The organism is Klebsiella sp. M5al, from assembly GCF_002090195.1.
Taxonomy (GTDB): Bacteria; Pseudomonadota; Gammaproteobacteria; order Enterobacterales; family Enterobacteriaceae; genus Klebsiella; species Klebsiella grimontii.
In genome coordinates, this window is the sequence record NZ_CP020657.1 from 4816210 (window position 1) to 4837033 (window position 20824).

24 protein-coding genes are annotated in these 20824 nt (G+C 60.0%); 21 read left to right on the top strand and 3 right to left on the bottom strand.

Going from position 1 to position 20824, the window contains the following annotated elements; all coding sequences use genetic code 11:
• Nucleotides 1–64: 64 nt before the first annotated feature.
• Nucleotides 65–865, bottom strand: coding sequence for a propanediol diffusion facilitator PduF (gene pduF / locus BWI76_RS23100; protein ID WP_004105118.1), 801 nt, complete (start codon nucleotides 863–865; stop codon nucleotides 65–67).
• Between the two features lie 524 nt (nucleotides 866–1389).
• Between pduF and pduA the strand changes: the two genes are divergently transcribed.
• From pduA to BWI76_RS23205, 21 genes are all read left to right on the top strand, one after another.
• Complete coding sequence (gene pduA / locus BWI76_RS23105; protein WP_001183618.1) at nucleotides 1390–1674, top strand: propanediol utilization microcompartment protein PduA; 285 nt, start codon at nucleotides 1390–1392, stop codon at nucleotides 1672–1674.
• Entirely contained in the window at nucleotides 1671–2483 is an 813-nt protein-coding gene (pduB, locus tag BWI76_RS23110) for a propanediol utilization microcompartment protein PduB (RefSeq protein WP_004133650.1), read from the top strand. The genes pduA and pduB overlap by 4 nt, the downstream gene beginning before the upstream one ends.
• An 18-nt stretch (nucleotides 2484–2501) precedes the next feature.
• Nucleotides 2502–4166, top strand: coding sequence for a propanediol dehydratase large subunit PduC (gene pduC / locus BWI76_RS23115; RefSeq protein WP_004124506.1), 1665 nt, complete (start codon nucleotides 2502–2504; stop codon nucleotides 4164–4166).
• Between the two features lie 10 nt (nucleotides 4167–4176).
• Complete coding sequence (gene pduD, locus BWI76_RS23120; protein ID WP_004124509.1) at nucleotides 4177–4836, top strand: propanediol dehydratase medium subunit PduD; 660 nt, start codon at nucleotides 4177–4179, stop codon at nucleotides 4834–4836.
• A gap of 14 nt (nucleotides 4837–4850) precedes the next feature.
• Complete coding sequence (gene pduE, locus BWI76_RS23125) at nucleotides 4851–5372, top strand: propanediol dehydratase small subunit PduE (RefSeq protein ID WP_004133648.1); 522 nt, start codon at nucleotides 4851–4853, stop codon at nucleotides 5370–5372.
• A gap of 15 nt (nucleotides 5373–5387) precedes the next feature.
• Nucleotides 5388–7220 carry a propanediol dehydratase reactivase alpha subunit PduG gene (gene pduG, locus BWI76_RS23130; protein WP_064343161.1) on the top strand — a complete coding sequence of 611 codons (1833 nt, stop codon included), beginning with the start codon at nucleotides 5388–5390 and terminating at the stop codon, nucleotides 7218–7220.
• Nucleotides 7210–7560, top strand: coding sequence for a propanediol dehydratase reactivase beta subunit PduH (gene pduH / locus BWI76_RS23135; RefSeq protein ID WP_049090120.1), 351 nt, complete (start codon nucleotides 7210–7212; stop codon nucleotides 7558–7560). The genes pduG and pduH overlap by 11 nt, the downstream gene beginning before the upstream one ends.
• 19 nt (nucleotides 7561–7579) lie before the next feature.
• On the top strand, nucleotides 7580–7855 hold the full coding sequence (gene pduJ / locus BWI76_RS23140) for a propanediol utilization microcompartment protein PduJ (RefSeq protein WP_001057755.1): 276 nt from the start codon (nucleotides 7580–7582) through the stop codon (nucleotides 7853–7855).
• A gap of 3 nt (nucleotides 7856–7858) precedes the next feature.
• Nucleotides 7859–8341 (top strand): BMC domain-containing protein, encoded by a 483-nt coding sequence (locus tag BWI76_RS23145; RefSeq protein ID WP_098141055.1) that lies wholly within the window; start codon nucleotides 7859–7861, stop codon nucleotides 8339–8341.
• Nucleotides 8341–8973 carry a phosphate propanoyltransferase gene (locus tag BWI76_RS23150; protein WP_004133643.1) on the top strand — a complete coding sequence of 211 codons (633 nt, stop codon included), beginning with the start codon at nucleotides 8341–8343 and terminating at the stop codon, nucleotides 8971–8973. The genes BWI76_RS23145 and BWI76_RS23150 overlap by 1 nt, the downstream gene beginning before the upstream one ends.
• Nucleotides 8970–9461: a microcompartment protein PduM gene (pduM, locus tag BWI76_RS23155; protein ID WP_049131151.1), complete on the top strand. Its 492-nt coding sequence runs from the start codon at nucleotides 8970–8972 to the stop codon at nucleotides 9459–9461. The genes BWI76_RS23150 and pduM overlap by 4 nt, the downstream gene beginning before the upstream one ends.
• Before the next feature lie 3 nt (nucleotides 9462–9464).
• Nucleotides 9465–9740, top strand: a complete 276-nt coding sequence (pduN, locus tag BWI76_RS23160) for a propanediol utilization microcompartment protein PduN (RefSeq protein WP_004133641.1) — start codon at nucleotides 9465–9467, stop codon at nucleotides 9738–9740.
• 9 nt (nucleotides 9741–9749) lie between these two features.
• A complete protein-coding gene (gene pduO / locus BWI76_RS23165) occupies nucleotides 9750–10760 on the top strand; it encodes a two-domain cob(I)yrinic acid a,c-diamide adenosyltransferase PduO (protein WP_064371634.1) in 1011 nt (336 codons plus the stop codon).
• Nucleotides 10757–12148: a CoA-acylating propionaldehyde dehydrogenase PduP gene (pduP, locus tag BWI76_RS23170; protein ID WP_004133639.1), complete on the top strand. Its 1392-nt coding sequence runs from the start codon at nucleotides 10757–10759 to the stop codon at nucleotides 12146–12148. The genes pduO and pduP overlap by 4 nt, the downstream gene beginning before the upstream one ends.
• An 11-nt stretch (nucleotides 12149–12159) precedes the next feature.
• Nucleotides 12160–13272 carry a 1-propanol dehydrogenase PduQ gene (gene pduQ, locus BWI76_RS23175; protein ID WP_049090124.1) on the top strand — a complete coding sequence of 371 codons (1113 nt, stop codon included), beginning with the start codon at nucleotides 12160–12162 and terminating at the stop codon, nucleotides 13270–13272.
• Nucleotides 13269–14624: a cobalamin reductase PduS gene (gene pduS / locus BWI76_RS23180; protein ID WP_049090125.1), complete on the top strand. Its 1356-nt coding sequence runs from the start codon at nucleotides 13269–13271 to the stop codon at nucleotides 14622–14624. The genes pduQ and pduS overlap by 4 nt, the downstream gene beginning before the upstream one ends.
• Before the next feature lie 2 nt (nucleotides 14625–14626).
• Nucleotides 14627–15181 (top strand): propanediol utilization microcompartment protein PduT, encoded by a 555-nt coding sequence (pduT, locus tag BWI76_RS23185; RefSeq protein WP_004124543.1) that lies wholly within the window; start codon nucleotides 14627–14629, stop codon nucleotides 15179–15181.
• Nucleotides 15181–15531, top strand: a complete 351-nt coding sequence (gene pduU, locus BWI76_RS23190) for a propanediol utilization microcompartment protein PduU (RefSeq protein ID WP_000441103.1) — start codon at nucleotides 15181–15183, stop codon at nucleotides 15529–15531. Before pduT ends, pduU begins: the two co-directional genes overlap by 1 nt.
• 4 nt (nucleotides 15532–15535) lie before the next feature.
• Nucleotides 15536–15988, top strand: a complete 453-nt coding sequence (pduV, locus tag BWI76_RS23195; protein WP_004133638.1) for a propanediol utilization protein PduV — start codon at nucleotides 15536–15538, stop codon at nucleotides 15986–15988.
• A complete protein-coding gene (locus BWI76_RS23200) occupies nucleotides 15973–17187 on the top strand; it encodes an acetate/propionate family kinase (protein WP_004133637.1) in 1215 nt (404 codons plus the stop codon). Before pduV ends, BWI76_RS23200 begins: the two co-directional genes overlap by 16 nt.
• Before the next feature lie 91 nt (nucleotides 17188–17278).
• A complete protein-coding gene (locus tag BWI76_RS23205; RefSeq protein WP_004133635.1) occupies nucleotides 17279–18145 on the top strand; it encodes an L-threonine kinase in 867 nt (288 codons plus the stop codon).
• Nucleotides 18146–18293: 148 nt separating this feature from the next.
• On the opposite strand, the gene cobD is transcribed toward BWI76_RS23205, so the two are convergent.
• Both cobD and amiC read right to left on the bottom strand, forming a co-directional pair.
• Entirely contained in the window at nucleotides 18294–19373 is a 1080-nt protein-coding gene (gene cobD, locus BWI76_RS23210) for a threonine-phosphate decarboxylase CobD (RefSeq protein ID WP_024358542.1), read from the bottom strand.
• A 17-nt stretch (nucleotides 19374–19390) separates the two neighbouring features.
• Nucleotides 19391–20644, bottom strand: a complete 1254-nt coding sequence (gene amiC, locus BWI76_RS23215; protein ID WP_004124560.1) for an N-acetylmuramoyl-L-alanine amidase AmiC — start codon at nucleotides 20642–20644, stop codon at nucleotides 19391–19393.
• Between the last annotated feature and the right edge of the window lie 180 nt (nucleotides 20645–20824).

Below are 20824 nucleotides of genomic sequence, written 5' to 3' on the forward strand. Positions count from 1 at the left end.
GAGACGTTTTTGGCCAGTTCGTGATACCGGTTCATGAAATTTTTTAGCTATTTCAGCCGATACATTAATCCTCTAATTTACAGGTATTACACGGTAAGTTATTCCCGATCAGATAACGATAGATCGCCGCGCCGAGGCAGGCGCCGATCAGCGGCGCAATAATCGGTACGATAAAATACGGAATATCCCTTCCGCCGGTCATCGCGATATCGCCCCAGCCCGCCATCCAAGTAAACAGCTTCGGTCCAAAATCACGCGCCGGATTCATCGCGAAGCCGGTCAGCGGCCCGGTTGAGGCGCCAATCACCGCCACCAGCAGGCCGATCAGCAGCGGGGCCAGCGGCCCTTTCGGTACGCCGTTGCCGTCGTCGGTCAGCGCCATAATCATCCCCATCAGCATGGAGGTGATCACCACTTCAACCAGCGCCGCGTGCCAGATGCTCAGCGACGCCGCCGGGTAGGTGCTGAAAATACTCGCCAGCTGCAGGCTCTCTACGCTGCCGCGAGCGATATGGTGGGCGGATTCAAACTCGGTAAACATAGTGCTGTACAGCACATAGGCCAGCACCGCGCCGCCAAAGGCGCCTGCGACCTGTGAAACGATATAGGGGAAAACTTTACGTCCGGGAAAGCAGGCAAATAGCCATAACGCCACGGTCACCGCCGGGTTGAGATGGCCGCCGGATATTCCCGACGTCAGATAGACGGCAAGCGAGATCCCCAGCCCCCAGATAATGCATATTTCCCATAGCCCGAGGCTCGCGCCCGCCACTTTCAACGCGCTCAGGCAGCCGATGCCGAAAAACAAAAATAGCCCGGTGCCCAGAAACTCGGCGGTACATTGCGCTTTTAACGAATCATTCATGGTGACACCTTCTTAGCAGAGTTCGTGTCCTGACCAGCCAACCTCCTGCTGGCAGTAGAGTACAACGAGCATCACTATATGAACTCCGCTCCACAAATTGTTGGCAACCTGCCGACGGCGGCCCCGGAAAATTCGGGCATCAATAACAAATTATTGTCATGGAATAAGCCGGGAAAGCTACGCTGACGCGTAGATTCTGTAATTAACCGGTCCCTTTGGCATGCAAAAATATTGCTAAAACCAACTCCTCTTTTTCCAACAAACATCACAAATTCGTTTTCCTCGCATAGCAGATAAAATTTAATCCGTCATAAACAAATTTGTAAATATGGAATATACAAAACAAGATAATCACATAAGATAAAATAAAAATAGATAATAAAATCATCATATTAAATTTATAAACGACAATTTTATATTATCCAACGCCCACTATTTTTTCATCATCAAATTCAAGTCAGCCATTCTTTTTCCTCGCATCTTCTTATAGTCCCAACTATCGGAACACTCCATGCGAGGTCTTTATGCAACAAGAAGCACTAGGAATGGTAGAAACCAAAGGCTTAACCGCAGCCATAGAGGCCGCTGATGCAATGGTGAAGTCAGCCAATGTGATGTTAGTGGGCTATGAAAAGATTGGCTCCGGGCTGGTCACCGTCATCGTGCGCGGCGACGTTGGCGCGGTAAAAGCGGCCACCGATGCCGGTGCCGCCGCCGCACGTAACGTGGGAGAAGTGAAAGCCGTACACGTCATCCCACGCCCTCACACCGATGTAGAAAAAATCTTACCGAAGGGAATTAGCCAATGAGCAGCAATGAGCTGGTTGAACAGATCATGGCTCAGGTGATTGCCCGTGTGGCAACGCCGGAACAACAGGCCATCCCTACTGAAAACCATCCAATACGAGAGACGGCTATGGCAGAAAAAAGCTGCAGTTTAACGGAATTTGTCGGGACCGCCATTGGCGACACCCTGGGCCTGGTGATCGCCAACGTCGATACCGCCCTGCTGGACGCGATGAAGCTGGAAAAACGCTATCGCTCCATCGGCATTCTCGGCGCCCGCACCGGCGCTGGCCCGCACATTATGGCGGCGGATGAAGCGGTGAAGGCCACCAACACCGAAGTGGTCAGCATTGAGCTTCCGCGCGATACCAAAGGCGGCGCGGGCCACGGTTCGCTGATTATTTTAGGCGGCAACGACGTTTCCGACGTTAAGCGCGGTATCGAAGTCGCGCTGAAAGAGCTCGACCGCACCTTCGGCGATGTTTACGGCAACGAAGCCGGGCATATCGAGCTGCAGTACACCGCTCGCGCCAGCTACGCCCTGGAAAAAGCGTTCGGCGCGCCGATTGGCCGCGCCTGCGGCATCATCGTTGGCGCTCCGGCCTCCGTTGGCGTGCTGATGGCCGATACCGCGCTGAAGTCAGCCAACGTTGAAGTCGTGGCCTATAGCTCCCCGGCGCACGGCACCAGCTTCAGTAACGAAGCCATTCTGGTGATTTCCGGCGACTCCGGCGCGGTCCGCCAGGCGGTCATCTCGGCGCGCGAAATCGGCAAAACCGTTCTTGCGACCCTCGGTGCTGAACCGAAAAACGATCGCCCGTCCTACATCTGATACCCACGAGGCTGATTCATGAGATCGAAAAGATTTGAAGCACTGGCGAAACGCCCTGTGAATCAGGACGGCTTCGTTAAGGAGTGGATCGAAGAAGGCTTTATCGCAATGGAAAGCCCGAACGACCCGAAACCGTCGATTAAAATCGTTAACGGCGCGGTAACCGAGCTGGACGGGAAACCGGTAAGCGAATTCGACCTGATCGACCACTTTATCGCCCGCTACGGCATCAATCTGAACCGCGCTGAAGAAGTGATGGCGATGGATTCGGTCAAGCTGGCCAATATGCTGTGCGATCCGAACGTCAAACGCAGCGAAATCGTCCCGCTGACCACCGCGATGACGCCGGCGAAAATCGTCGAAGTGGTTTCGCATATGAACGTGGTCGAGATGATGATGGCGATGCAGAAAATGCGCGCCCGCCGCACCCCGTCCCAGCAGGCCCACGTCACCAACGTCAAAGATAACCCGGTACAAATTGCCGCCGACGCCGCCGAAGGCGCATGGCGCGGATTTGACGAACAGGAAACCACCGTTGCGGTAGCGCGCTATGCGCCGTTCAACGCCATCGCGCTGCTGGTGGGCTCGCAGGTAGGCCGTCCGGGCGTGCTGACTCAGTGCTCGCTGGAAGAAGCCACCGAGCTGAAGCTTGGCATGCTGGGCCATACCTGCTACGCCGAAACCATCTCCGTCTACGGCACCGAGCCGGTCTTTACCGATGGCGACGACACGCCGTGGTCGAAGGGCTTCCTGGCCTCGTCCTACGCCTCTCGCGGCCTGAAAATGCGCTTCACCTCCGGCTCCGGCTCGGAAGTGCAGATGGGCTACGCCGAAGGCAAATCCATGCTTTATCTGGAAGCGCGCTGCATCTACATCACCAAAGCCGCCGGCGTTCAGGGGCTGCAAAACGGCTCGGTAAGCTGCATCGGCGTGCCGTCCGCGGTGCCGTCAGGCATTCGCGCGGTGCTGGCGGAAAACCTGATCTGCTCGTCGCTGGATCTGGAATGCGCCTCCAGTAACGACCAGACCTTTACCCACTCCGATATGCGTCGCACCGCGCGTCTGCTGATGCAGTTCCTGCCGGGAACCGACTTCATCTCTTCCGGTTATTCCGCGGTGCCGAACTACGACAACATGTTCGCTGGCTCCAACGAAGATGCCGAAGACTTTGACGACTACAACGTTATCCAGCGCGACCTGAAGGTGGACGGCGGTCTGCGTCCGGTGCGTGAAGAGGACGTCATCGCCATCCGTAACAAAGCCGCCCGCGCGCTGCAGGCCGTATTTGCCGGAATGGGGCTGCCGCCGATTACCGATGAAGAAGTTGAAGCCGCGACCTATGCCCACGGTTCGAAAGATATGCCGGAGCGCAATATCGTCGAAGACATCAAGTTCGCCCAGGAAATCATCAATCAAAACCGCAACGGTCTGGAAGTGGTGAAAGCGCTGGCGCAGGGCGGGTTTACCGACGTGGCCCAGGACATGCTCAACATCCAGAAGGCCAAGCTGACCGGGGACTATCTGCATACCTCCGCGATTATCGTCGGCGACGGACAGGTGCTGTCAGCCGTCAACGACGTTAACGATTATGCCGGTCCGGCAACGGGCTATCGCCTGCAGGGCGAACGCTGGGAAGAGATTAAAAACATCCCTGGCGCTCTTGATCCCAACGAGATTGATTAAGGGGTGAGAAATGGAAATTAATGAAAAATTGCTGCGCCAGATAATTGAAGACGTGCTTAGCGAAATGAAGGGCAGCGATAAACCGGTCTCGTTTAATGCGCCGGCGGCCTCCGCTGCGCCTGCTGGCGACGGTTTCCTGACCGAAGTGGGCGAAGCACGCCAGGGAACCCAGCAGGACGAAGTGATTATCGCCGTCGGCCCGGCGTTCGGCCTGGCGCAGACCGTCAATATCGTCGGCATCCCGCACAAAAGCATTCTGCGCGAAGTGATTGCTGGTATTGAAGAAGAAGGCATTAAAGCGCGCGTGATTCGCTGCTTTAAATCCTCCGACGTGGCCTTCGTCGCCGTTGAGGGCAATCGCCTGAGCGGCTCCGGCATCTCTATCGGCATCCAGTCGAAAGGCACAACGGTTATCCACCAGCAGGGGCTGCCGCCGCTCTCCAACCTGGAGCTGTTCCCACAGGCGCCGCTGCTGACCCTGGACACCTACCGTCAGATTGGTAAGAACGCCGCCCGCTATGCGAAACGCGAATCGCCGCAGCCGGTCCCGACGCTGAATGACCAGATGGCGCGGCCGAAGTACCAGGCGAAATCGGCCATTTTGCACATTAAAGAGACCAAGTACGTGGTGACGGGTAAAAACCCGCAGGAACTGCGCGTGGCGCTTTGATAAAGGATAACTCCATGAATACCGACGCAATTGAATCGATGGTTCGCGACGTATTGAGCCGCATGAACAGCCTGCAGGGCGAGGCGCCAGCGGCGGCTCCGGCGGCTGGCGGCGCATCCCGTAGCGCCAGGGTCAGCGACTACCCGCTGGCGAACAAGCACCCGGAATGGGTGAAAACCGCCACCAATAAAACGCTGGACGACTTTACGCTGGAAAACGTGCTGAGCAATAAAGTCACCGCTCAGGATATGCGTATTACCCCGGAAACCCTGCGCTTACAGGCGTCGATCGCCAAAGACGCGGGCCGCGACCGGCTGGCGATGAACTTCGAACGCGCCGCCGAGCTGACCGCGGTACCGGACGATCGCATTCTTGAAATCTACAACGCCCTTCGCCCCTACCGTTCAACGAAAGAGGAGCTGCTCGCTATCGCCGACGATCTCGAAAGCCGCTATCAGGCGAAGATTTGCGCAGCTTTCGTTCGCGAAGCGGCCACGCTGTACGTCGAGCGTAAAAAACTCAAAGGCGACGATTAACTACAGGGGGCGGTGATGCGATATATAGCTGGCATTGATATCGGCAACTCATCGACGGAAGTCGCCCTGGCGACTCTGGATGAGGCTGGCGCGCTGACGATTACGCATAGCGCGTTGGCGGAAACCACCGGGATCAAAGGCACGTTGCGTAACGTGTTCGGGATCCAGGAAGCGCTTGCCCTCGTGGCAAAGCGCGCCGGGATCGGCGTCGGCGATATTTCGCTCATTCGCATTAACGAAGCCACGCCGGTGATTGGCGATGTGGCGATGGAAACCATTACCGAAACCATCATCACCGAGTCGACCATGATCGGCCATAACCCGAAAACGCCCGGCGGCGTGGGGCTTGGCGTTGGCATCACTATTACGCCGCAGGAGCTGTTAACCCGCCCGGCGGAGGCCCCCTATATCCTGGTGGTGTCATCGGCCTTCGATTTTGCCGATATCGCGAACGTTATCAACGCCTCCCTGCGCGCCGGGTATCAGATTACCGGCGTCATTTTGCAACGCGACGATGGCGTGCTGGTCAGCAACCGGCTGGAAAAACCGCTGCCGATCGTTGACGAAGTGCTGTACATCGACCGCATTCCGCTGGGAATGCTGGCGGCTATTGAGGTCGCCGTCCCGGGGAAGGTTATCGAAACCCTCTCCAACCCTTACGGTATCGCCACCGTATTCAACCTCAACGCCGAGGAGACCAAAAACATCGTCCCGATGGCCCGGGCGCTGATTGGCAATCGTTCCGCCGTGGTGGTCAAAACGCCATCCGGCGACGTTAAAGCGCGGGCGATCCCCGCCGGTAACCTGGCGCTGCTGGCCCAGGGGCGCAGCGTGCGCGTGGATGTAGCCGCCGGCGCCGAGGCCATCATGAAAGCGGTCGACGGCTGCGGCAGGCTCGATAACGTCACCGGTGAGTCCGGCACCAATATCGGCGGCATGCTGGAGCACGTGCGCCAGACCATGGCCGAGCTGACCAACAAGCCGAGCAGCGAGATTTTCATTCAGGATCTGCTGGCCGTCGATACCTCGGTACCGGTGAGCGTCACCGGCGGACTGGCTGGGGAGTTCTCGCTGGAGCAGGCCGTCGGCATCGCCTCGATGGTGAAATCGGATCGCCTGCAGATGGCGATGATCGCCCGCGAGATTGAGCAGAAGCTCAATATCGACGTGCAGATCGGCGGCGCCGAGGCCGAAGCCGCCATCCTGGGCGCGCTGACCACGCCGGGCACCACCCGACCGCTGGCGATCCTCGACCTCGGCGCGGGCTCCACCGATGCCTCCATCATCAACCCTAAAGGCGAAATCATCGCCACCCACCTCGCCGGAGCAGGCGATATGGTGACGATGATTATTGCCCGCGAGCTGGGGCTGGAGGACCGCTATCTGGCGGAAGAGATCAAGAAGTTCCCGCTGGCTAAGGTGGAAAGCCTGTTCCATTTGCGCCACGAGGACGGCAGCGTGCAGTTTTTCTCTACGCCGCTGCCCCCGGCCGTCTTCGCCCGCGTCTGCGTGGTAAAGCCGGGCGAACTGGTGCCGCTGCCCGGCGACTTAGCGCTGGAAAAAGTGCGTGCCATTCGCCGTAGCGCCAAAGAGCGGGTCTTTGTCACCAACGCCCTGCGCGCGCTGCGTCAGGTCAGCCCCACCGGCAACATTCGCGATATTCCGTTCGTGGTGCTGGTGGGCGGTTCGTCGCTGGATTTCGAAGTCCCGCAGCTGGTCACTGATGCGCTGGCGCACTACCGCCTGGTTGCCGGGCGCGGAAATATTCGCGGCAGCGAAGGCCCGAGAAACGCGGTGGCCACCGGGCTGATTCTCTCCTGGCACAAGGAGTTCGCGCATGGACAGTAATCACAGCGCCCCGGCCATCGTCATTACCGCCATCGCCAGCTGCGACGGCCTGTGGCGCGAAGTGCTGCTGGGCATTGAAGAGGAAGGCATCCCTTTCCTGCTTCAGCATCATCCGGCCGGAGAAGTCGTGGACAGCGCCTGGCAGGCGGCGCGCAGCTCGCCGCTGCTGGTGGGCATCGCCTGCGACCGCCATACGCTGGTCGTGCACTACAAGAATTTACCCGCATCGGCGCCGCTTTTTACGCTGATGCATCATCAGGACAGTCAGGCCCATCGTAACACCGGAAATAACGCGGCACGGCTGGTCAAAGGGATCCCTTTCCGGGATCTGAATCGCTAAGCAACAGGAGAACGGCAGAATGAATAACGCACTGGGACTGGTTGAAACAAAAGGGTTGGTGGGCGCTATTGAAGCCGCCGACGCCATGGTGAAATCCGCCAACGTGCAGCTGGTTGGCTACGAAAAAATTGGCTCGGGTCTGGTGACCGTGATGGTTCGCGGCGACGTCGGCGCGGTTAAAGCGGCGGTGGACGCGGGCAGCGCGGCGGCAAGCGTGGTGGGTGAAGTGAAATCCTGCCACGTGATCCCGCGTCCGCACAGCGACGTTGAGGCCATTTTACCGAAATCAGCCTGATTGATGGCGAATAAGGAGCACCGCGTGAAGCAATCACTGGGATTACTTGAAGTTTGTGGTCTGGCACTGGCTATCAGCTGCGCCGATATCATGGCGAAATCCGCTTCTATCACGCTGGTCGCCCTCGAAAAGACCAATGGTTCAGGCTGGACGGTGATTAAAATTACCGGTGATGTGGCCTCCGTGCAGGCGGCTATCACCACCGGTGCGCAGTTTGCCGAACAGCGAAACGGCCTGGTGGCCCACAAAGTCATCGCCAGGCCAGGAGAAGGGATCCTGCGCGCGCAGACGCCCCCGCTCTCCGTCATGCAACCTGAGCCTGAAGAGTCAGAAACGGCGGATGTCGTTTCTGAAGCGCCAGCAGAAGAGCTCCCGCAGGAACAGGGGCTGGTTAGCTGCAACCTGTGTCTGGACCCGAAATGTCCGCGCCAGAAAGGCGAGCCGCGCTCGCTTTGCATTCATCCCGGCAAGCGAGGTGAGGCGTAATGGATAAACAGCTTCTGGAATCAACGGTCAGTAAAGTTCTCGACGAGATGCGCCTGCGGCCCATCCCGCTGGGGGTTTCAAATCGTCATATCCATCTGTCCGCGGCGGATTACGAACGCCTGTTCCCCGGCCATCCCATCAGCGAGAAAAAAGCGCTGCTGCAGCCGGGACAGTACGCCGCGGAGCAAACCGTCACTCTGGTGGGGCCGAAGGGGCAGCTGAAAAATGTACGCCTGCTCGGCCCACTGCGCTCGGTAAGCCAGGTGGAAATCTCGCGTACCGATGCCAGAACCCTGGGCGTTGCGGCGCCGCTGAGAATGTCCGGCAACCTGAAGGGCACGCCGGGCATCCGCCTGGTCAGCCCTTTTGGCGAGCTGGAGCTGACGTCAGGGGTTATCGTCGCACAACGGCATATTCATATGTCGCCGCTCGATGCGCTGATCCTGCGGGTCGCCCACGGCGACAGAGTGTCGGTGGCCATTGAAGGCGACGAGCGCGGGCTGATCTTCAACAACGTGGCGGTTCGCGTTTCGCCGGATATGCGCCTCGAAATGCACATTGATACCGATGAGGCTAACGCCGCTGGAGCCGATAGCCCGCAGGCCTTTGCCCGGCTGGTAGGCCCGCGATGAACGGCGAACTTCTGCAGCGCATTGTGGAGACGATCGTCTCCCGGCTGCAGCGGCGCGCCGAAAGCACGGCGACGTTGAGCGTGGCGCAGCTACGTGATGCCGACTGCCGGAGTCTGTTCTGCCAGCACGCGTCGCTGCGCGTTCTGCTCGTCGACCTGCCGCTGCTGAACCAGCTGGCGGAGGCGGACACCGACGATGCCGCCGTTCGTAATATTCACGACGCGCTGGCTTTCGGCATCCGCGTGCAGCTCACCCTGCACGGCCAGCTGCTGCCGGTTATCCCGGTTAAAAAACTGGCTCGCCTGCCGCTGACCTTTGCCGATGAACGCGGGCTGCCGCTGGTTCTGCACGCAGGTTCGGTGCTCAGCTATCGCGACGTCGCGCCGCTGGATCAGGGGCGTCTGGTTATTCAGCGCAAATGCCTCGTGACCGCCCTGGCGCGCGACGCGGCGCGCGCGCGGAATATTCAATTAATTAAGCAGGAGTAAATCATGCATCTGGCACGAGTCACGGGCGCGGTTGTCTCCACGCAAAAATCGCCTTCCCTGGTCGGGAAAAAGCTTCTGTTGGTGCGGCGGGTCAGCGCCGATGGCGAACTTCCCGCCTCGCCCACCTCCGGCGATGAAGTCGCCGTGGACTCCGTCGGCGCAGGCGTCGGCGAGCTGGTTCTGCTCAGCGGCGGCTCCAGCGCCAGGCACGTTTTTTCCGGGCCAAACGAGGCCATCGACCTCGCCGTTGTCGGCATTGTCGATACGCTTTCACGTTAAGGAGCGACTATGGCGATTTATACCCGAACGGGTGACGCTGGCACCACCTCACTCTTTACCGGCCAGCGGGTGAGCAAAACCCACCCGCGGGTTGAAGCCTACGGCACGCTGGACGAGCTGAACGCCGCGCTGAGCCTGTGCGCCTGCGCCGCCGCGGATGAAAACCACCGCGCCCTGCTCGAGGCCATCCAGCAGCAAATTTTCTGGTTTAGCGCCGAGCTGGCCAGCGACAGCGAACGGCCGTCGCCTAAACAGCGCTACATCAGCAGCGAAGAGATTTCCGCCCTGGAAGCCGCCATCGATCGGGCCATGGCCCGCGTTGAACCGCTGCACAGCTTTATTTTACCCGGCCGCTGCGAAGCCGCGAGCCGCCTGCATTTTGCCCGCACGCTGGCCCGCCGGGCCGAACGCCGCCTGGTGGAGCTGACGGCGGAAGTCAACGTGCGCCAGGTGCTGATGCGCTACATCAATCGCTTATCAGACTGCCTGTACGCCCTGGCCCGCGCCGAAGATAGCGACGCGCACCAGAACAACCTTATCCGTGAAATAAGCCGGCGCTATCTGGCCGCCAGCCAGCCGAGCCGCAGCAAGGAGACGACGCCCGTGGCCCTCTCATTCCACGATCTACACCAGCTCACCCGCGCCGCCGTCGAGCGCGCGCAGCAGCTACAGGTGCCGGTGGTGATCAGCATCGTTGACGCCCACGGCACCGAAACCGTGACCTGGCGGATGCCGGACGCCCTGCTGGTCAGCAGCGAACTGGCGCCGAAAAAGGCCTGGACCGCGGTGGCGATGAAAACGGCGACCCATGAGCTGAACGATGTGGTTCAGCCGGGCGCCGCGCTTTATGGCCTCGAAACGCATTTGCAGGGAAAAGTGGTCACCTTTGGCGGCGGTTACGCCCTGTGGCGCGACGGCTTATTAATCGGGGGTCTTGGCATCAGCGGCGGCAGCGTTGAGCAGGACATGGACATAGCACGGACCGCCATCGCGGCCATTAACGTGGGAACTCATCAATGAATACTTCTGAACTCGAAACCCTTATTCGCACCATTCTTAGCGAACAGTTAACCCCGGCGCAAACGCCGGAGCAGCCGCAGGGCAAAGGGATATTTCAGTCCGTCAGCGAGGCTATCGACGCTGCGCACCAGGCGTTCTTACGTTATCAGCAGTGCCCGCTGAAAACCCGCAGCGCCATAATCAGCGCAATGCGCCAGGAGCTGACGCCGCTGCTGGCCGCGCTGGCGGAAGAGAGCGCCAATGAAACGGGCATGGGCAACAAAGAAGACAAATACCTGAAAAACAAGGCTGCGCTGGACAACACCCCCGGCGTGGAAGATCTCACCACCACCGCGCTGACCGGCGACGGCGGTATGGTGCTGTTTGAATATTCGCCGTTTGGCGTAATCGGGTCGGTCGCGCCGAGCACCAACCCAACGGAGACCATCATCAACAACAGCATCAGCATGCTGGCGGCGGGCAACAGCGTCTACTTCAGCCCGCATCCGGGGGCGAAAAAGGTCTCACTCAAGCTCATCAGCCTGATTGAAGAGATTGCCTTCCGCTGCTGCGGCATTCGCAACCTGGTGGTCACCGTGGCGGAACCGACGTTTGAAGCCACCCAGCAGATGATGGCCCATCCGCGCATTGCGGTCCTCGCTATTACCGGCGGCCCCGGCATTGTGGCAATGGGCATGAAGAGCGGTAAAAAAGTGATTGGCGCCGGCGCGGGCAACCCGCCCTGCATCGTCGATGAAACGGCGGATCTGGTCAAAGCGGCGGAGGATATCATCAACGGCGCCTCGTTCGATTACAACCTGCCCTGCATTGCCGAGAAGAGCCTGATTGTGGTGGAGAGCGTCGCCGAACGTCTGGTGCAACAAATGCAAGCCTTCGGCGCGCTGCTGCTGAGCCCGGCCGATACCGATAAACTCCGCGCCGCCTGCCTGCCTGAAGGCCTGGCCAATAAGAAGCTGGTCGGCAAAAGCCCGTCGGCGATGCTGGAAGCCGCCGGGATCGCCGTTCCGGCGAAAGCGCCGCGCCTGCTGATCGCTATCGTCAACGCTGACGATCCGTGGGTCACCAGCGAACAGCTGATGCCGATGCTGCCGGTGGTCAAAGTCAGCGATTTCGATAGCGCGCTGGCGCTGGCGCTGAAGGTTGAAGAAGGCCTGCACCATACCGCCATTATGCACTCGCAAAACGTCTCGCGCCTGAACCTCGCGGCCCGCACTCTGCAAACCTCGATATTCGTTAAGAACGGCCCCTCTTATGCCGGGATCGGCGTCGGTGGAGAAGGCTTTACCACCTTTACTATTGCCACGCCAACCGGAGAAGGAACAACCTCGGCGCGCACGTTTGCACGTTCCCGTCGCTGCGTGCTGACCAACGGCTTTTCCATTCGCTAACCGAGGTCGCGATGAAGACTTTCTCACTACAAACGCGGTTGTACAGCGGTCAGGGTAGCCTGGCGGCGCTCAAGCGCTTTACCAACAAGCACATCTGGATTATCTGCGATGGCTTTCTTGCGCGCTCGCCGCTGCTGGAGACCCTGCGCAACGCGTTGCCCGCAGATAACCGCATTAGCGTCTTTAGCGAGATAACCCCGGACCCCACTATCCACACCGTGGTACAGGGCATTGCGCAAATGCAGGCCCTGCAACCGCAGGTGGTCATCGGCTTCGGCGGCGGATCGGCAATGGATGCGGCGAAAGCTATCGTCTGGTTCAGCCAGCAGAGCGGCATCAGCATCGAAACCTGCGTGGCGATACCGACCACCAGCGGTACCGGTTCAGAAGTGACCAGCGCCTGCGTGATTAGCGACCCGGATAAAGGCATCAAGTACCCGCTGTTCAACAACGCGCTGTACCCGGATATGGCGATCCTTGACCCGGAACTGGTGGTCAGCGTGCCGCCGCAGATTACGGCCAACACCGGCATGGACGTGTTAACACACGCGCTGGAGGCGTGGGTCTCTCCGCACGCCAGCGACTTTACCGACGCGCTGGCGGAAAAAGCCGCCAAACTGGTGTTTCAGTATCTGCCCACCGCGGTGGAAAAAGGCGACTGCGTGGCGACGCGCGGGAAAATGCACAACGCCTCGACGCTCGCCGGCATGGCGTTCAGCCAGGCGGGGCTGGGGCTTAACCACGCCATCGCCCACCAGCTTGGCGGACAGTTTCATCTGCCGCACGGCCTGGCCAACGCGCTGCTGTTAACCACGGTTATCCGCTTTAACGCCGCTGTTCCCCGTGCTGGCAAACGCTACGCGCGGTTGGCCAAAGCCTGTGGATTTTGCCCGGCAGAGGCCAACGACGTCACGGCGATCAATGCCCTGATCCAGCAAATCGAACGACTCAAGCAACGCTGCGCGCTGCCGTCACTGGCGATCGCGCTGAAAGAAGGACGCTCTGAGTTTTCCGCGCGTATTCCGGCCATGGTGCAGGCCGCGCTGGCTGACGTCACGCTACGCACCAATCCTCGCCCGGCCAGCGCCGAGGAGATTCGGGAACTGCTGGAGGAACTGCTATGAGTCGCGCCGTCAACGCTGTTGAAATGGCCCTGAGCGCCGATGACATCCGCGAGCGCGTTCGCGCGGCGGGCGTGGTCGGCGCGGGGGGCGCGGGATTTCCCGCCCACGTGAAGCTACAGGCGCAGGTAGAAATTTTCCTGGTCAACGCCGCCGAGTGCGAACCGATGCTCAAGGTCGACCAGCAGCTGATGTGGCAGCAGGCTTCGCGCCTTGTCCGCGGCGTGCAGTACGCAATGACGGCAACCGGCGCGCGCGAAGGGGTGATCGCCCTGAAAGAGAAGTACCGCCGGGCTATCGACGCCCTCACCCCGCTGCTGCCTGCCGGTATCCGCCTGCATATTCTGCCGGATGTCTATCCGGCGGGCGATGAGGTGCTGACTATCTGGCTAGCGACCGGCCGCCGGGTCGCGCCCGCCGCGCTGCCGGCCAGCGTTGGCGTGGTGGTCAATAACGTACAAACGGTCCTTAACATTGCCCGCGCGGTCGAACAGCAGTTTCCGGTCACCCGCCGAACGCTGACCGTTAACGGCGCAGTCGCCAGGCCGCTGACCGTCACCGTTCCTATCGGCATGCCGCTGCGCGAAGTGCTGGCATTGGCGGGCGGCGCGACGGTCGACGACCCCGGTTTTATTAACGGCGGCCCGATGATGGGCGGGCTGATTACCTCTCTCGATAATCCGGTGACCAAAACCACCGGCGGCCTGCTGGTGCTGCCGAAAAGCCATCCGCTTATTCAGCGGCGGATGCAGGATGAGCGCACGGTACTTTCCGTCGCCCGCACCGTCTGCGAGCAGTGCCGACTGTGTACCGATCTCTGCCCGCGACATCTGATCGGCCACGAACTCTCTCCGCACCTGCTGGTGCGGGCGGTGAACTTTCACCAGGCCGCCACGCCGCAGCTGCTGCTGAGCGCCCTCACCTGCTCGGAATGCAACGTCTGCGAAAGCGTGGCCTGCCCGGTGGGGATCTCGCCGATGCGCATCAACCGGATGCTGAAACGCGAGCTGCGGGCGCAAAACCAGCGCTACGAAGGGCCGCTCTATCCGGCCGATGAGATGGCGAAGTATCGCCTGGTGCCGGTGAAGCGGCTGATCGCCAAACTGGGGCTAAGCCCCTGGTATCAGGAGGCGCCGCTGGTGGAAGACGAACCGGCGGTCGAAACCGTAACGTTGCCGCTGCGCCAGCATATCGGCGCCAGCGCGGTAGCCAACGTTGCAGTGGGAGAAAGCGTCACACGCGGGCAATGCGTTGCCGATATCCCGGCAGGCGCGTTAGGCGCGCCGATTCACGCCAGCATCGACGGCGTGGTTGCGGCCATCAGCGAACAGGCCATCACGGTGGTAAGAGGTTAACCATGTCTCAGGCTATAGGAATTTTAGAACTCACCAGCATTGCCAAAGGAATGGAGCTCGGCGATGCGATGCTGAAAAGCGCCAACGTCAATCTGCTGGTCAGCAAGACTATCTGTCCGGGTAAGTTTTTGCTGATGCTCGGCGGGGATATCGGCGCTATCCAACAGGCCATTGAAACCGGCGCGTCGCAGGCCGGCGAAATGCTCGTCGACAGCCTGGTGCTGGCGAATATTCACCCCAGCGTACTGCCGGCCATCAGCGGCCTGAACAGCGTGGACAAGCGCCAGGCGGTCGGCATCGTTGAAACCTGGAGCGTTGCGGCCTGCATCAGCGCCGCCGATCGGGCGGTAAAAGGCTCAAACGTCACCCTGGTGCGGGTGCATATGGCCTTCGGCATCGGCGGTAAATGCTACATGGTGGTGGCGGGCGACGTTTCCGACGTCAATAACGCGGTTACGGTCGCCAGCGAAAGCGCGGGCGAAAAAGGGCTGCTGGTTTATCGTTCGGTGATCCCGCGCCCGCATGAAGCGATGTGGCGACAGATGGTGGAGGGATAATGGAAAGACAGCCGACAACGGATCGCATGATTCAGGAGTACGTGCCGGGGAAACAGGTCACCCTCGCGCACCTGATTGCCAATCCAGGGAAAGATCTCTTTAAGAAGCTCGGTCTGCAGGATGCGGTTTCCGCCATTGGCATCCTCACCATTACCCCCAGCGAGGCGTCGATTATCGCTTGCGATATCGCCACCAAATCCGGCGCGGTGGAGATCGGTTTTCTCGACCGTTTTACCGGCGCCGTGGTGCTGACCGGCGACGTTTCCGCCGTGGAATATGCCCTCAAGCAGGTGACGCGCACCCTGGGCGAGATGATGCAGTTTACTACCTGCTCAATAACCCGGACGTAGCGCGATGAAGCGTCTGATGTTTATCGGCCCGAGTCAGTGCGGCAAGACCTCGCTAACCCAGGGCCTGCGCGGCGAAGCGCTCCATTATAAGAAAACCCAGGCCATTGAATGGTCGCCGATGGCCATCGATACGCCGGGGGAATATCTGGAGAACCGCTGCCTGTATAGCGCCCTGCTGACCAGCGCCTGCGAGGCTGACGTTATCGCGCTGGTACTGAATGCCGACGCCCAGTGGTCGCCGTTTTCTCCGGGGTTTACCGCCCCGATGAATCGCCCGACGATTGGCCTGGTCACCAAAGCCGACCTCGCCGACCCTCAGCGGATATCGCTCATCGCGGAGTGGCTTACGCAGGCTGGCGCCGGGCAGATTTTTGTTACCAGCGCGTTGAACAATTCGGGTCTCGACGCGGTGCTGGATTTTCTGAATTCGAAGGAACCCTTATGTCTTACAAAATAATGGCCATTAACGCCGGCAGCTCATCGTTAAAATTCCAGCTGCTGGAGATGCCGCAGGGCGAGACGCTCTGCCAGGGATTGATTGAACGTATCGGCATGGCAAACGCTCAGGTGACCCTCAAAACGCCGGCGCAGAAATGGCAGGAGTCGGCGCCGATCGCCGATCATCGCGAAGCCGTCACGCTGCTGCTGGAAAAGCTCCTCGGCTACCGCATTATTGAGAGTTTGCAGGATATTGACGGCGTTGGCCACCGCGTGGCGCACGGCGGCGAGCGCTTTAAAGATTCGACGCCGGTAACCGATGAAAGCTTAGCGGAAATCGAGCGTCTGGCCGAACTGGCTCCGCTGCATAACCCGGTTAACGCCCTGGGAATCAAAGTCTTCCGCCAGCTGCTGCCCGATACGCCATCGGTAGCGGTGTTTGATACCGCTTTTCACCAGACGCTGGATGAGCGCGCGTTTATCTATCCGCTGCCGTGGCGCTACTACAGCGAGCTGGGCATTCGCCGCTACGGCTTCCACGGCACCAGCCATAAGTACGTCAGCGCGACGCTGGCGGAAAAGCTGGGCGTGCCGCTGAGCGCCCTGCGCGTGGTGTGCTGCCATCTCGGCAACGGCAGCAGCGTTTGCGCAATCAAAGGCGGGCGTTCGGTGAATACCTCAATGGGCTTTACGCCGCAGTCCGGGGTGATGATGGGCACCCGCAGCGGCGATATCGATCCGTCGATTTTACCGTGGCTGGCGCTGCATGAGGGGCAAACGCCGGAGCAGCTGAATCAGCTGCTGAATAACGAATCCGGCCTGTTGGGGGTTTCCGGCGTCTCGCACGATTATCGCGATGTCGAACAGGCGGCGGACGGCGGTAATCGTCGGGCGGCGCTGGCGCTGGCGCTGTTTGCCGAGCGCATTCGCGCTACCATCGGCAGCTATATCATGCAGATGGGCGGAATTGATGCGCTAATTTTTACCGGCGGCATCGGCGAAAACTCGGCCCGCGCCAGGAGCGCCATCTGCCATAACCTGAATTTCCTCGGGCTGTCGGTCGATGAAGAGAAAAACCAGCACAACGCCACCTTTATCCAGGCCGAGCATGCGCTGGTCAAAGTGGCGGTCATTAATACTAATGAAGAGCTGATGATTGCCCGCGACGTGATGCGCCTCGCGCTGCCCGCGGCGGAAACCTTAACCGTTTCAGCCTGATTTCGCCGCCCGGCAAGTTGCGGTGAATCATGGTAATAGCGGGATCGGCATGACACTATGCGCCCTGGAAACCTGAGCAATAGGTGAATATGTGGCCGTAGCGCAATGCCCCGCCTCCTGTGGGGAACTCATCCAGGGCTGGATCCTCGGCAGCGAGAAGCTGGTCTCCTGCCCCGTTGACTGGTACAGCACCGTCGAGGTGGACTACGGTTCGCCTCGCGCAGATGAACGCCCGCTGTCGCGGGCGATGGTCGACCGGCTGCTGGGCTACTGGCGCTATCCGGCGGAGCTAGGCAAAGAGATTCGGATCGATATTTGCTCCACGATTCCGGTCGCCAAAGGGATGGCCAGCAGCACCGCGGATATCGCCGCGACGGCGGTGGCCACCGCGCATCATCTCGGCCATCCGCTGGATGAAACCACCCTCGCCCGGCTCTGCGTTTCCCTGGAGCCCACCGACAGCACCCTGTTCCGCCAGTTGACGCTATTCGATCACAATACCGCCGCCACGCAAATTACCTGCGGCTGCCAGCCTCAGCTCGATCTGCTGGTGCTGGAAAGCCCCGCCACGCTGCTGACCACCGATTACCACCGCCTTCCCCGTCTTGAAAAGCTGCACGCCCATTCCGCCGCGCTGCATCAGGCCTGGGAGAAAGTTCAGCAGGCCTGTCAGACCAATGACCCCCGACGGATGGGCGAGGCGGCGACGCTTAGCGCCATCGCCAGCCAGCATCTGCTGCCGAAGCCGGGGTTTGATACGCTGCGGGCGCTGGTGGAAGAGTGCGATTTATACGGCATTAACGTGGCGCACAGCGGCAGCGTGGTCGGCCTGATGCTCGACCGCCAGCGTCACGATATTGAGTATTTGCAGCGGCGGCTGCAGGAAACGAGGCTTAGCGAGCTCTGGCCCCGGCAGCATCTGCTGCGCATGGTGCAGGGCGGCGTCGAACTGCGCTAACTCTGCCGCAGCCATACCTCCCCGGAGGCGATGCTTGCGCATCTGTCCGGGCTACCGGTCCGCAGACGACGGTGAACCCGTAGCCCGGTCAGCGCAGCGCCACCGGGAAGAACTGCAGACGAACAATGGCGGCAGACGCTCGGAACATCTACCCGTTAAAAACCCGCCTGAAAGCCGTCAGCAGCTGCGTATTCTCCTGCTGGCTGCGGATCGCGACGCGGAAGTAGCGCCCGTCAAGCCCCGGGTAGTTGGCGCAGCTGCGGATCAGGATGCGCTGTTGCAGCATCGCGTATTGCAGATCCAGATCCGGCACCTCGCAGCGCAGAAACAGATAATTTGCCTGCCCGGGATAGACCGTCAGACCGGGAACGTGGCGCAGCTGATGGTAAAAGCGCTGCCCCTCTTCCGCCAGCCACCGCCAGGTTTTCTGCTGATAGACGCTATCCTGGAGAATGATTTCCCCCGCCAGCGCGGCAAAGGCGTTGATTGACCACGGCATCTGGCGCTCGCGCATTCGCGCTACCGCCCGCGCATCGCCATTGACCAGATACCCAAGGCGCAGACCGGGAATAGCATAAAACTTAGTCAGCGAACGCAGCACCCACACGTGCGGGTTGTGGCTCAATAGCGGAATAAATCCCGTCTCATCGGGGATAAAATCGATAAACGCTTCATCGAGAATCAGGGCGATTCCCAGCGACTTACAGCGTTCAGCAATCAGTTCCAGCAGACGGCGCTCGGGCAGCAGACCGGTTGGGTTGTTCGGGGTGCAGAGAAACAAACAGTCCAGATCCGGCGTCAGAGCGTCGAGAATCGTCCCGGTGAGCTGCCAGCCATCCTCTTCACGCAGCAGAAACTCCCGCACCGTGCAGTCCACCGACTGCAGCGCCCGGCGGTATTCGGCAAAGCCGGGGGTGACGATCATCGCCTGGCGCGGCTTCAGGCCCTGAACCAGCGTAAAGATCGCTTCGGTTTCGCCGTTTCCGGCGAGGATCCACGAGGCGGGGATGTGATGGTGTTCCGCCAGCGCGAGGTGCAGTTGCTGATACTCAACGTCAGGATAGCGTTCGGCGCAGGCCATATTGTCGATGATGGCGCGCTTTAAGCTTTCCGGCATCCCCTGCGGATTGATATTGGCGCTAAAATCCAGCAGCTGTTCCGCACAGATGCCCAATAGCGCGGCGGCCTCGCGGATATTGCCGCCGTGGGCGCTCTTCAGTAGAGCCATGTACTTTTCCTGTTGCGTTACCCTCGCCTTGCCAGCGTCGCGCCGTCGGCGAAGTAGGCTTTAATCCCTGCCAGAATCGACTCTGCTACTTCCTGCTGGAATTTCGCCGTTTTCAATTTACGCTCTTCTTCGACATTACTGATAAACGCGGTTTCCACCAGAATCGATGGAATATCCGGCGCCTTCAGCACCGCGAAGCCCGCCTGCTCAACCCGATTCTTGTGCAGGTTATTAATGTTGCCCATCTTTTCCAGCACCGCCTTGCCGAACTTCAGGCTGTCGGCGATGGTCAGCGACTGCACCATGTCGAACATCGTGTGGTCGACGTAGCGGTCGCCGCTTTTGCTGACGCCGCCGATCAGATCCGAGGCGTTCTGGGTCTGCGCCAGATACTTAGCTGCGGTACTGGTGGCCCCTTTGGTTGACAGGGCAAACACCGACGATCCGCTGGGCTGACGGCTGGTAAAGGCATCAGCGTGAATAGAGACAAACAGGTCGGCGCGCTGCTTCTGCGCCTTGGCGACGCGCACCTTCAACGGGATAAAGACGTCCTCGTTGCGGGTCATATAGACCTTCATATTACCCTCTTTCTCGATCAGCGCGCGCAGCCGTCGGGCAATCTGCAGCACCACGTCTTTCTCGCGGGTGCGGTATTTCCCCACCGCGCCGGAGTCTTCGCCGCCGTGGCCGGGATCGAGCATGATAACAATGGGCCGATCGCGCCCGGCTTTACCCGGTTTCGGCCCGCTCTCCGCCGGCGGAACCTGCCGCTGAAGATCGCCTTTGTTGTAATCTTCAAGCAGCGCCAGCAGCGGATCCTGTACGTCGGTGGCGTTAGCGGGATAGAGGTCCATAACCAGACGCTCTTTAAACCCGGCGACCGGAGCCAGCGCGAACAGCTGCGGTTTCACGTTCTGTTTTAGCTCAAACACCATGCGTACGGTTTGCGGATCGAACTGCCCCACGCGGGCGGATTGAATATAGGGGTCGTCGCCGCGAATCTGCCCCCCCATGCCTTTAAGTACGGAATTGAGATTAACCCCTTCCAGATCCACCACCAGACGTTCAGGATTGCTGAGCGCAAACTGCCGATATTTCAGGATATGGTTGGACTCCACGGTCACGCGGGTGTAGGTCGACGATGGCCAGACGCGTACGGCAACCACCTGCGCCGCGGCAGCCAGGCCAACCGGGCTCACACTCATTAACCACATGGCGCCCGCCCCTTGTAAAAAACGGCGGCGGCTTAATCCTGACTTGTATCCCGACATGCCACTCCCAAGCAGTAAGAAATCATTCGTATTGAAAACAAACAGATTGACCGGAAACTTTAACGAAAGGCGTATAACCTGTCATCAATAAAAGGGTAAACAATCTTTGACACCCTGATTTGGCTCACACCTTTTTCCTGGCTCCGCCCAAAATTGGGGCTTGCGTTTGCCGGTAAAACA